Below are 12,436 nucleotides of genomic sequence, written 5' to 3'. Positions count from 1 at the left end.
CGATCGATTAGAATAACCCCCGATACTTTAAGGACTTCGATTAAATCAAACTTCTATTTCAAAGTGTTATGGCTTCAAATTTTCTTTATACCATTTTCTAAGCTGGTTGATATTCGCCTGATGATAACGGCTATGGTCGGCTATATGCCATATGCCCCAACGAACGGTTGCTTCCTTTTCATTTTCATGCCCAAAAGTCACGATTCGATTCAGGTCCTCATCCGTTAATTGCGCGCATGTATCCTTCAACATGGTGATGACCGCTTTATAATCGGATATAAGAGTAAGCAAAGGTTCTCCCTTAACCATTGGGAGTCTGCCATTCGCATCGATCATCGGGCCATGCTGCACTTTCAAAGAAAGAGGAAGCGGTTGTCCTTTTATCCGATAAACCCAGTTAAGGTCCACATACAAAATATGTTTGATCAACTGCGCCGTACTATTGCTGCAGCCATCGGGCCCCTTATAATCGACTTCTTCTTGCGACATGCCGGCAGTGACAAGCTGTAGCCGGTCGCTGTTTTCCTTTACGGCAGAATATAGCAGTCCCACAATGGGCGACATATTGATTTCGCCTTTCAAATCGTATCGCACTTAACGCTCCCCCCTTAATTTAAATGACGAGCAGGTCGTCCTCTTCAGATTACTTCACGAGCAGTATCCCATATACGTTGTCCGTGTCCAGTTTGATCATCCTTGTTGTTCTGTGCATCGGATCAAATATGTGGATACCCGCGTCCATCGAAACGCTTTTTACTGTATGCGCAATGGCATTTCGAAACGTGCTTTGTCCAATATAAAGCAAGCGGCCGTCAGACTCTATTCCTCTGGTAAATCCTCCATAGCTTACTAACTCTTCGTCTTTTTTCACTACATTGAAGTTTAGCGACTCACAGTAATACAGTTCTCCGTTATATACTTTTACGCTATGCGGAAAATTTAAATTTTGTTTGATAATGTTTTTTGGCTCCAGCGTTTTTTTGTCAAATTCGACGATCGCGCCATCTTGTCGATCTGTCCAAAGATTTTTAGTTAATCCTTTCATAGAAAGCATAGAGAGATATATGCTTTCTTCGCCAACAAAAATATCATTGATATGATTCAAATCTTCATCCGGCTTGCTTAAATTGAGCTGCTTTTCAATTTCCATGCTATGCTCGTCATATACCGTTAACGTATTGGTCGCGGTTTCAATGATAAAAAAGCGTCCATCATCATAAGCGATGCCATGCAAATCAAAATCACGATCATGCAATTTCTTTTCCTTGTATACGGCAAATTTTTCATCTAGAAAAAAGATTGAGGATTCATTCAATACGCAATAGCCATTCGGACCATAAGAAATCCCTCTAAAATCCCCGCTCATCAATTTGGTGATCGTATCATCTCGCAAATTGATATGAAATACGCCGCCCCCAGACCCGCAGCATGTCACAAGGATTTCCTGATTCGGATAAAGCCCTGTCGGCATTGGAACATTCGGGAGCGCATATACAAAATCAATATCTTCGCGAAAGCCCCAGTCCGTTAATTGTGAGCAGATCTCATAATATGAAGAAGAGGTGATGAGAATGAAAATATTGTCTTTTTTTTCTTCTAATAAATGGTTCGGACTTTTAATCTCCAGTCCTTGCTCGGTTATTGTCCCCCACTTACTCTCATCGGTGTCTACCACATATTTAATCGTATAAAAAGGTAAGCTTTTATAAACCTTGTCCAGCCCGGAACCTATGCCAAATAGAATAACTTCTTCTTTTCCTGAAGCTATTAGTTTTTGTTTCAGCTTCAACATATAATTGAAGTCCACAAACCTTTTATCCATTTCCTTCCTCCTGGTTGCGTTAAATTAAGTTTTATCCTTCATATGGAACGGGCAACCGCCCTGTATCGGCTCATTATCATCTGAAATAATGTATTGTTTCCAATAATAATCCTTTTTCTCTCCCAGCTTCGAACTATCCGCGGGAATTTCGACTTCGGGATCATCCCATTCCAATAAGCGGGTGCGGATAATGTTCCTTGCTTTTATTCCTTCGGGAACGTCGCTTTCGAAGCCGTTAAACAGCCTAGTCGGTTGAAAAAGTAAAATCAAGGAGTTGCCGTAGTTGCGGCTATGTCTTTTTTTGTATGCTGGAGAAGCTGAGAATACAAATACCGGCTCCCCGTCAAAACAAAATTCCCAAGATCGATTTTGCGAATCATAGGGGACTTCTTCCGGCCACGGGGCAGGATCGTGGCTATGCAGATATTGAAGAACTTCCCATGTCTTGTTTTTATAAAATTCTAACGACTGTTCTTTCTTCTCCGGCTCAAAAAAAACCGTTAAATTTTGACGTTTATCCGGGTTAGCACGCGATAATTCTAAAAAAGAAGCTAAAGTATGCGGTAATTTTCTGTAATCATCTTCCTCGATATAGGTATATCGGACTTCGCCCCTTTTTTCAGCGAGCGTCCCAAAATAACACGGAAATTTGGGAGCCAAAACAATGCTGCTAAACGTCTTGTACTCCCCTTCTAACCATTTAGGTATCTTGGTTAAATCACTCATTTCTTGTTGAGTAAACATCCGAATGTTCTCTTTCGTTTGCATGTGCCACTTCCTTATAAAAATATTAGTCCAGCAAGAGATACATGGGAATCACCGATTCAATGCTCGCCGGATGCTTTGCTCCAGTATAGAGTAGCCCAAATCCCCTTCCCGATTGAGGTCCATCTTCTCTTGGAGAGGAACGGGAAAGTTGCACATGATACGAGCTTTGCCCGAATGATTCTGAGATCCTGTGCGATAGATGAAGGGGTGAATCAAAAACACATCTCCTGCCTCGCCGGTGCATTCAATGACTTTAAGCTGAGCCCCCGACTCATCCAAATGCGCTCGTTCCATAAACTTGATGATTCGATCCTCGCCTGTAGCTCCCGCACAGTTTCCGGTTAGTTCAGCCAGCCAAGGATTGCTCTCATCTATGAGAGAGAGGGCATCTTCTTTGTACGCAATCATGCCGTCTGAATGGTTTTCGAGAAACTGGACAACCAGCTTATGCGTACCTTCAGCGAGCAGGGCCGCTCCGCCTCTAGGCTCAATATCCGAAAACAGCACAAACATTAACAATCCGTGGTCGGGATGTTTAACATGAGGACGGAAGTGAAGCCCGTCCCAATGCCATGCTTGAATTGGCACATTCCAATCTTCGTCAGCTCCTACCCCCACGTTGATAGGCCACCATCCAAAGGGAATGCCTTCTTTCTCATAACGCTCATCCAAACGATCGTGACCGATCAAATTTCTGATCGCATCCATCAATTCCGGGGTGCTGCACGGGCCGAATACACCGTGTCTATAATTTTCGGACAGCTGGTATGAGGGCAAGCTCCAAGATTGTCGATCTTTCGTAATGCCAAACTTTTTTTCGGCTATATTCCACAGCTCTTGTTGGGCTTCCAGTGTCAATTCCCTTGGAATGGCTCCTTTAATTTTGACCCAGCCCTTTTCCATGAAGTGTTCGACTTGTTCCTCGCTTAAGCTCACTTCAAACCGCACTCCATTTCTAATGGTTTATAGTAGACAAATAGTTAATCAAATCGGTTAGTACATTCCGTTCTTTTTCCTTCAGCTCAACCATTCCTTTTATAATCTTGGATAGAATAGCAGAGTTGCCGGTCAGTTCGAGCTTTATTCCGTTATTTCTTAATGTCTCGAAAGATTTTTTTAGATTTTCAAACGCTTCTATGAAAGCAGCCAGGTCAGCGTGAGGATATAGCTCGGCTATAAATTTCAGGCGCTCGACCATAATCTGTTTATGCTCCATAAGCAGGTGCAACGGGATGATTACCCTTTCTTGCAGCTTGGCAACAGGATCTTGAAGCAACTGGTTTAAATGGTCGATCATGCGATCATTAACGGCCAAACCATAGCTGTACTTGCAGTCCGCGTGATAATCCATCACGTTACAAATCGCCTGCTTCCCGCTCTGGTAATTCAGCAATTGCTCAATCACATAGTCAAGATCAAAGCTAAGCTTAAAATTGGAATCCTCACGTAACTTAAGAAAATACATTCTATTTTCGTTTCTTTCACAACTGTACGTATTATCGTAAAATGCCATTTCCAGTTCATTTACAGGTATGCTTCTTACAGTTAATGATCTATTCGTATCGTAGATGAGAAAAGATACTTCATCCGTCGCCTCGTTGTACCCATGGAGCAGGAGGTTATGATTAAAATCCATGCCTTTGGCATGCCATGCTGTTCCCGGTATATATTTCTCATTTACATATAAAAAAATATAGTTCTGATTAAAGATTGCATGTTTGACAAGCCCCTTAAAACTCAGGTTGCATTGTCTAATAAAATCTCTCGTAAATACGCTATATTCAAACCACGGCGTCAAACTGCTCCAATTGCAGCCCGAATAGTCCGGCAAATAGAAAGCAATGGGATCATTGCGGTTTCCTATTTCCGATACCAGGTTGATGTAATTCATAAAAACCCATGTTCGCGTTTCTTCTTTGCACGCCAGAATAGCTAGCTGATAAGCGTTATGAGAATAAGCTTTTGATAACGGCGCGCCTAGCGGAAGCAAAACCGATTGCAATTGAACCCCTCCAAAAATTTAAATCTTAGCTACCAATCTGTTCATTAATTCCGTAATCGTATTCATATTTTCGTAGTTTTCAATAAGCAAATCTTCATCTTCAATCTCAATATTGAACTCGTTTTCCAGCTCCACTATAATTCGCATGCACACAATAGAATCCATGCCTCGTTCTTTTAAGGAGTCCGTTTGCTTGATTTCTGTGCTTGATTGAAGATGCTGATTGACAATGCGCGTTACTGAATCGGTAATAGCTTGAGCGTTAATTTGTGTATTCATAAAAGTTCTCCACCTATTCTAAAAATATTAGGGTCTGCTTAAATAATCATTGTTCAGCCAGCAGCTTCAATTGTTCCTTGTCGGTTTTCCCATTTAGTGTCGTCGGAAATCTGCTGTATAGAGTTATAGAATTCGGGATCATATAATCAGGAAGCTTTTCCTTTAGTTGAGCCTTGAGCTGTTCTTCATTTGGGCCATGATCCCCATTTGAAAGCACAACATGACCGGATAAAAAAGCTCTCCCGCCAGACTCATGGTACAAAACAACTGCCGCAGAGACAGCTTCATTAGCCAGCAGAGCATTTTCGACCTCTCCCAGCTCTAATCTCATTCCGCGAAGCTTCACTTGCCCGTCTGTCCGGCCAACGTATACGATATTGCCATCTTCCAGTTGACGAACCAGATCTCCCGATCGGTATAATCTAGCATACGATGGCGCATTGTCATGGTTATGGGGATTAGAAACGAATTTCATATTGGTTACATCCGGTTTATTCAGGTATCCGCTAGACAGACAAATGCCAGATATGCATAGTTCTCCAATCTCGCCTTCCTTCACATACTCGAGCTGTTCATTCAAAACATAAAATTTTGTGTTCGCAATTGGTTTTCCAATTGGAACGAGCCGATCAGGATACATGCCGTCAAATTTCCAGTAAGCGACACCGACTGACGATTCCGTGGGACCGTAGCCGTTGTAAAGCTCTACATTTAGTTTTTCCAATGTCTTTTCCCCAAGAGAAAATGACCATTTCTCCCCGCCGCACACAAGTATTCTTAAAGACTCGCAATCGCCGGGTTTAATATAATCCAAGAAGAGGTCAAGCAAAGGCGGAATAAAATGAACCATGGTCACTTGGTTTTCTTTGATCTCTGAAATCAGCTTGCGAATATTTTTATTACTGTCCGGTTTAGCGACAGCCAATACAGCCCCGCTTGTCAAAGGATAAAATATTTCGCAAATCGATACGTCAAAGCCAATCGGAGCCTTGTGAAGCAAAACTTCATGGGGTTGTAATTGATAAGTTTCTTTCATCCATAAGAGCCGGTTGCAAATGCCTGAATGCTGGATAGCCACGCCTTTTGGATAGCCAGTCGTGCCCGAAGTATACAAAACATAGGCAGTATCGTCGGCATTGTAGGATTGTTGCTCTATTTTATGGTTAGACAATGGATGATATTGCCCTATGTCGTTTATATTCAACAGGGTAAGCCCTGTTATGTTTTCAAACATGGGCATTAAGTTCTCTTGCGTAATCACGATCTGGATTCCAGCATCTTCGATTATGTATCTGACTCGCTCTTCCGGATATTCTACTGAAAATGGAACATAAACCGCCCTGTTTTTTAGTATGCCGAGTATAGACGAGATCAACTGAAAGGATCTCTCTATGAATACCCCGACACAGTGCTGAGGCTTTACACCGATCTCCAGCAGCTTTCCCGCTACTTTATTTGCTTCATCATTTAACTCTTGATAAGACATGGACTGTTTATCAAACTGTACGGCTTTCCGATCTGGATAACGCGACACTATTTCTTCGAATAACTGCGGTATGCATGCTGTTGATGCACTCATAAATAGGAATCCTCCACTATAAAATGATAGTTCCTCTGTTTCTCACGAAGTTCAGAATACGGATATCTCCCATAGCGAATAGCCATATACCGAGGCTCTGCGTATTCCTAACACTTTGATATATCTAGCAGAAGCCTCTGCGAGGTTAATTTCAATAATTCCCGCTTTACCGTTTTGATTATGGTAAATATCGTTCCATTTTTCTCCATCGTTGGAGGTTTGCAATTTATATTCGGCAGCGCAAGCATTTTCCCAATTTAATAAAACACAGGAGAATTTTTTCACTCGCCCAAGATCAACATAAATCCATTCTGAATCGTTGTGCAAACTGCTCCAACGGGTAGCCCCTTGCTGGTCTACCGTGTTCGCAGCCACGAACAGATCATTTTCCTCCGACGATGCGTATACAGGCTTATACCGTGAAAGATTGCCCTCTTCTAACAATGGCGTCGTCTTAACTTGCACGCTAGCTCTTTCATTGCTGCTCTGATTCCATTTATTTACACTTTCGATACTAATGGAATAAACGCTGTCCGGGGAGAGGTTTCCGATGATAATGTTATCGGCGGCACAAGTTCCATAAAAAGTATGATCCACATAAATGTTATATTTTAACATCTCGATTTCGCCGCGGCTATTATCCCAAGTGAGCCATGCACTCGTATCCGTTAGATGTTTTACATTTATTTGTGCCGGTGCTGCCGGCTTTATGGACTTATAGTCCGTTTCAATCCCGGTAGCCAATTCACGCTTGAATTCTTCTAAAAACTCATGCTCCATTTTTTGAAGTTCTTCAATATTCGTTAAGATCTTTTCAATCTTGTAATTCTCGGAAACGGAAAGCCTGACCAATTTTTGCTTGATGATTTCGGCCAGATTAGAGATGCGCAGCAATCTTTCAAAATGTATGCGGGAGTACTCTTCTTTTTCGATATACTGAGAGAGCATTTTTCTAGATAATGCTACAACCCCAAAAAACGATATTAATGTTTTCGCTGCCGGGCAGCTGTCACTCATTACCTTTCGTAAACGTTCATAATAATGGAAGTTGCCATCGCTATTCAGCATCCATTGTTTAAAGTCATTTTTGGTATTTTGTTGAAACCTATCATATTCGTTTTTGTCGATTGTAATATAACTAAATTCTTTAATGGTTGAATGATTGCAAGCTTCCTGAATGATGTGTAGTTCGTACTCTTTATCAAAAGGATAATCCCACACTCTATAGATGTCCTCACCGGCATCGTGAGAAATTAGAGTTATTGAATGTGTACCTTCCAGCTCACTGCCGGTTAGAACCATATGGGGAACAAAACGATTCCGAATGTAGATAAAAATATGTTTGTTTTGGCTTAGTAAACGATCAATCTCATTCTTTGCTTCTTCAAAAGTGACGAATGGTTCAACAACTTCATGAACCCCCGCCTGCGGGGATATCGGATTCGTATTCCATGGATAGGTCCATCCGCTTCCCCCTTGCACAATAATATGCTCGTAGATTTCCTTGATATCTTCAAAGGAATTCCAGAAAAAAGGGGTAACGTCTACAGTGTGAGACAGGTTTTGGAAATATTGTCCTTTTCTGCAGCTAATAAAACTATAAAACAATGAGCTATCAATGATACTCAAGTGATTTTCCTCCATACGTCTCTATTCTTGGCCAAGTCTGATAGCGAGGGGCTAACGAAGAATGAAAAATAGCAGGTTGTGCCGCTCTTTTATAAACCAAACTTCCCCTTGAAAATTTTTATATTATCCTTTTCTTGTATACGATCTCTCAGAAAATCCAAATCTATACTTATATAGACTCATATCAATAAATATACTATTTTATCCATTGTATTAATATGACAGAATCCTACTATTTTTGTCACTTTTGAGGTTTTTTTACTCAGTTAAGCTTGCGTATAGGTTCATCGTATAAGTCGAGTTGTGCGTTCTTTGCTTGAATTTGGTTCTTGTCTAAGGCTCGGATCCCCGTACCAGTTGGTCGACTTGTCTGTCCAGCCTATAAGTTGTTTTTGTCGCCCAGTGCTCAGCAGCCGTTTCGATTACAATCTGGGATTCATTCGTGTTGACCTAAATAAAAAGTCGAACTCGCCATGTGTTGAACGAGTCAACATCTTGCATTCATACATGTATATTCAATTGAAAAATGGAGCAATTTTCGACTGATGATTCTGCTCCATTTGATTTAAGCTATTGTGTCACGTAAGCTGAAACTTTTTTGAGATACAATCACATTCCATGAGGTATCTTGCATTGCGTTCTACTGCCCGTTTGTCACCCGACAGCATTCCATCATGCCGGAGGACAAGAACTTGTACCCTTTCCCGTAATTTGCCCTTTTCTCTTTTTGATTTCTTCCACTAAATCGGTATAAAAAAAACCGTTGGAAACTTAATCATCAACGGTTTTTTTGAAAATTCAATTTTTTAACATATAGATCAACCGATTTTTTTGAGTTGTATATTCATCCTTATGGGCGTATTTAAATGCTATGTTAGGAAAACACAAATCCCTCATTAATTCGATATCATCCCAGCGAGGAACACTAGTTTCTTGACTTCTCTTCCCTGCTATACCCAACCATGCCTTAAAGGAATCGTTCGAGTTATTTTGAACCCTATTTAATATATTTTGATTTATACAGTCCGGTCCTCTTCATTCTTTCCAACTAGAAGAATGAAAATTAGCGAGTAAATGTCCACACTTACACATAAAAGCTTGATCCAACTGTTTATTGGTTAACAAAAAAGGTATCGTTTCTCTGCAATCAGGACATGAATTAATCAACTCACCTCCATGAAAAACACATTCATCAAGAAGTTAAGTTAACACCCAATGTTTGCTGAATTTGCTCATGATTGAAACCATTTAACTCCAAAAGGTCCCTTCTTTTATCTCCAATGTTACGCTAGCTATTAAAGGTGAATCGTACGAATGGCTTACCAACATCGATCACTAAATATTAGTCCAGAAGGCTGTAGATCTGAATGCTCTCCACCTTGGCATCCTTGATATGAAACGACATCACATCCACATAATTGGATGGCTCGTAACGGAAGTCATCCTCCTCATTAGATGCTCCATCACCAAGCAGTTTTCCCTCAGGGTAGGCGTTTTTGAGTGTATCCAGGCTATCTCCTGCTTTAATGTTTCGCACTGTCGCGTACTTAGAATCTGTAATTTCGATATGAAAGATGGAGTCTTGTTTCCCCTCCGGTATACTGATTGTTTTAATCTCCAGACCAGGATACGTATAAACCTTTTCTGTAAAACCGATTAATGTATCCATGTTTGTTCCATCGTCGGCACGGTACGTATGAGATTTCAGGTTATCCGGTTTGCCCAGCATCTGTTCCATCTGATCTTCATTCGCTGTATCCGAAATCGCAATGGTGTGCTCATTATAGACAAAAGCAAGCTCCTTCAGCACCACATTGCCTTCCTTCTTCATCGAACCTTCCTTAATAGCTTCAGCACTCTGTCCTTCCGAATTTTCTGAAGCAGGCGCAGTAGAATTGGATGCTCCTTCACCTTTGGTCTGTTCGTTGGGCGAGTTTTTTTCAGCCGAGTTCTGCGTCGCTTCTGGCGACTTGGCACCATTGAACTGACAGCCCGTCAGTGCCATCGTTAGTAAAATACTCAGCAGGATAACAGCTGTAGCTTTGTTTATCAATTTCATCATGATCCCTCCATAAATGTGTGATTTCTTCTTATGAAGTGATTATAAAAAAAGCATTTGTTAGTCTCATAACAGAATTGTATCAATCTTGTAACGTTAACTATTTACGCGCGTGTTTACGCACGGGGTAACACAATCGTAACGGTCGTTCCTTCCCCGATTTGACTTTCCATGTCGATATATCCATTAAACCGCTCTACAATCTCTTTGCAAATCGAAAGTCCAAGACCTGAACCGTTCGCTGTGCTTGCATTTTTCGCCCGGTAAAAGCGTTCCTGCACTCTCTCCAGCTCATCGCCCGCGATACCGATACCTTGATCACGTATCCGTATAACTACCTCGCTTGGTGTATGTGTAAGCTTCAATTCGATTAGCGATGGACTGCCTGAATATTTGATGGCATTGTCCACAAGGTTGGCGATCGCATGGGACATCAGCATTGGATTCACGTTGGCGTGGACTCTCGTCAGAAGCTTATCCTCCGGTTCCGCTTCCGCCTCCCTGAACATAATCTCGATTCCTTTATCTTTGGCCTTGGCACCCATACTCGTTGCGACTTGCTGAATCAGTTCGTTCATTTCCGTCTTCCGGGCTTCCAGTTCGTTAGAACCAGCCTTGTCGAATCGGGATAGCAACAACAGTTCATTAATCAAGCGCGTCAGCCGATCCGATTCCTGCAGCACATGAGCATAGATTTTTTGCAGCTCCTTGTTCTCGTTCTCCCCTTCATACAAGTATTGAGAGAAACCACGAATTGCTGCCAATGGTGTTTTTAACTCGTGAGATACGTTGGAGACAAATTGTTTCTGGTACTGAATGTAATCATGAAGCTGCCGCCCCATGGAATCCAGCCCATCTGCCAGCATGCCCAGCTCATCCTTCCGGTTTAGATGAACTCTCCGAAACTCCTGTCTAGAGAAACTTTGCGCAGCGCCAAGCAACAGCTTAATCGGCTTGGTTGTGCTCTGGGCAATCCACAGACTGGATAACGTAATCAGTACAATAAATCCGCCTGCACCCGCAAACAGGATATAACGGATTTGATCCATAATCGCATAAAAGTAGGAAATGTCCTCCACGAACTCATACACATAAGCGTTTTGGTAGTATTGATCCTGAATGGGAGTGGCAAAATAAAGCAGATGATCTTCCGTTACGGTGTAGGCATAACTGCCGCTCAGGGCTTTCTCAATATTCTTTTCAAAAATAAGAGGTTTGCCATCATTAATGATGATGCCATCCACAGCCAAGCCCAGCAACTGCTTGGAGGTATCATAGATACGTACTTCCTTGCCTGAAGCTTTCAGCTTCTCCAGAGCAAGTCTGACGATTTCTTTTGTCTGCGGCTCTCCTGTCGATGATCTATGCTGTGCCAACACCTCACGGAAGGACAACTCGGACAGATCCGCCTTCTCCATCATCTGTTTTTCAATGGTAATGAAGCTGTAGTAATCAATGGCTTTATTCACCGCAAAAATGATGATGCCAAAGGACAGCACGGAGAAAAATAAATAATTCAGCAGTAACCGGGTTGCATACTTCAGGCCTCACCACCTCCAAGTTGATAGCCAAATCCATAGATTGTCTTGACATACTTCGGTTCGTCCGCGTTATCCTCCAGCTTCTTCCGTAATCGCATGATGGTCATATCCACACTGCGACTGTCTCCCATAAAGTCATATCCCCATCCGATCTGCAGCAGCTCATCCCGGGTAAAGATTTTGTCTGGCCTTTTGAGTAACGTTTCCAGAATTTTAAACTCTTTGGCCGTTAAAGACACGGGTACACCGTTTTTCAGCACCCTTCGGCTTTCCAGATCAAATGTCAGTTCTTCATGAATGATGCGTGTAGATTTCACTTCTGTTCCTTCACTTGATTCCTCCTTGCTCTCGTTTCTTCTCAGAATCACCTTGATCCGAGCGAGCAATTCACGATTGTCAAAGGGTTTGGTCATGTAATCTTCCGCCCCTAGCTCTAGTCCCAACACCTTGTCGATTACCTCATTTTTGGCAGAGAGCATGATCACAGGAACGGCACGTTTCCCGGTGATTTCCTTGCACAGGTCATATCCGGAGCAGTCAGGCAGCATCAAATCAAGCACCACCAGGTCCGGCCCAAAAGCATCCAGCAGCTGCAGGGCTATTTTACCGTTTTCAGCCGTTTGAACGACGTAGTTTTCTCTTCTCAGTACGAGCTCAATTAAATCTCTGATTGCGACTTCATCGTCAATGACAAGTATTTTCTTCAATGTGCACCCCTTCTAGCCTTGTTCCCCAGCTTGAATCATAATTTACCCCT

Annotated in this window: 11 protein-coding genes; all 11 read right to left on the bottom strand. The window is 42.1% G+C overall.

The features are described from left to right. Positions 1-66 precede the first annotated feature (66 nt). Positions 67-594, bottom strand: coding sequence for a DinB family protein (locus ABEQ74_RS12540; protein ID WP_430122511.1), 528 nt, complete (start codon positions 592-594; stop codon positions 67-69). Between the two features lie 49 nt (positions 595-643). Continuing rightward, positions 644-1,822 (bottom strand): DUF4915 domain-containing protein, encoded by a 1,179-nt coding sequence (locus ABEQ74_RS12535; RefSeq protein ID WP_430122510.1) that lies wholly within the window; start codon positions 1,820-1,822, stop codon positions 644-646. Positions 1,823-1,846: 24 nt separating this feature from the next. After that, entirely contained in the window at positions 1,847-2,590 is a 744-nt protein-coding gene (locus ABEQ74_RS12530; protein WP_430122509.1) for a YqcI/YcgG family protein, read from the bottom strand. 48 nt (positions 2,591-2,638) lie between these two features. Beyond that, entirely contained in the window at positions 2,639-3,526 is an 888-nt protein-coding gene (locus ABEQ74_RS12525) for a phytanoyl-CoA dioxygenase family protein (protein ID WP_430122508.1), read from the bottom strand. Positions 3,527-3,545: 19 nt separating this feature from the next. Next, the gene (locus ABEQ74_RS12520) at positions 3,546-4,592 is read right to left on the bottom strand and encodes a hypothetical protein (protein WP_430122507.1); all 1,047 of its coding nucleotides are present in this window, start codon (positions 4,590-4,592) and stop codon (positions 3,546-3,548) included. Positions 4,593-4,610: 18 nt separating this feature from the next. Further along, positions 4,611-4,871, bottom strand: a complete 261-nt coding sequence (locus tag ABEQ74_RS12515) for a phosphopantetheine-binding protein (protein ID WP_430122506.1) — start codon at positions 4,869-4,871, stop codon at positions 4,611-4,613. A 46-nt stretch (positions 4,872-4,917) separates the two neighbouring features. Continuing rightward, positions 4,918-6,450 (bottom strand): amino acid adenylation domain-containing protein, encoded by a 1,533-nt coding sequence (locus ABEQ74_RS12510; protein ID WP_430122505.1) that lies wholly within the window; start codon positions 6,448-6,450, stop codon positions 4,918-4,920. Between the two features lie 51 nt (positions 6,451-6,501). Continuing rightward, positions 6,502-8,079, bottom strand: coding sequence for a discoidin domain-containing protein (locus tag ABEQ74_RS12505; RefSeq protein ID WP_430122504.1), 1,578 nt, complete (start codon positions 8,077-8,079; stop codon positions 6,502-6,504). A 1,342-nt stretch (positions 8,080-9,421) separates the two neighbouring features. Beyond that, entirely contained in the window at positions 9,422-10,138 is a 717-nt protein-coding gene (locus tag ABEQ74_RS12500) for a hypothetical protein (RefSeq protein ID WP_430122503.1), read from the bottom strand. Between the two features lie 116 nt (positions 10,139-10,254). Further along, positions 10,255-11,607: a sensor histidine kinase gene (locus tag ABEQ74_RS12495; protein ID WP_430122502.1), complete on the bottom strand. Its 1,353-nt coding sequence runs from the start codon at positions 11,605-11,607 to the stop codon at positions 10,255-10,257. A 71-nt stretch (positions 11,608-11,678) separates the two neighbouring features. Continuing rightward, complete coding sequence (locus tag ABEQ74_RS12490; protein WP_430122501.1) at positions 11,679-12,386, bottom strand: response regulator transcription factor; 708 nt, start codon at positions 12,384-12,386, stop codon at positions 11,679-11,681. Positions 12,387-12,436 lie beyond the last annotated feature (50 nt).

The sequence above is a fragment of the Paenibacillus solani genome (assembly GCF_050475945.1).
In the GTDB taxonomy this organism is placed as follows: domain Bacteria; phylum Bacillota; class Bacilli; order Paenibacillales; family Paenibacillaceae; genus Paenibacillus_AQ; species Paenibacillus_AQ solani_A.
The sequence above is the reverse complement of the archived record's forward strand: the minus strand, read 5'-3'. Positions and strand labels throughout refer to the sequence as shown.

What these genes read in the sequence shown, in the direction of transcription:
- ABEQ74_RS12510 (WP_430122505.1), bottom strand. Translation starts at nt 6,450, where the DNA reads ATGAGTGCATCAACAGCATGCATACCGCAGTTATTCGAAGAAATAGTG.
- ABEQ74_RS12535 (WP_430122510.1), bottom strand. Translation starts at nt 1,822, where the DNA reads ATGGATAAAAGGTTTGTGGACTTCAATTATATGTTGAAGCTGAAACAA.
- ABEQ74_RS12515 (WP_430122506.1), bottom strand. Translation starts at nt 4,871, where the DNA reads ATGAATACACAAATTAACGCTCAAGCTATTACCGATTCAGTAACGCGC.
- ABEQ74_RS12530 (WP_430122509.1), bottom strand. Translation starts at nt 2,590, where the DNA reads ATGCAAACGAAAGAGAACATTCGGATGTTTACTCAACAAGAAATGAGT.
- ABEQ74_RS12500 (WP_430122503.1), bottom strand. Translation starts at nt 10,138, where the DNA reads ATGAAATTGATAAACAAAGCTACAGCTGTTATCCTGCTGAGTATTTTA.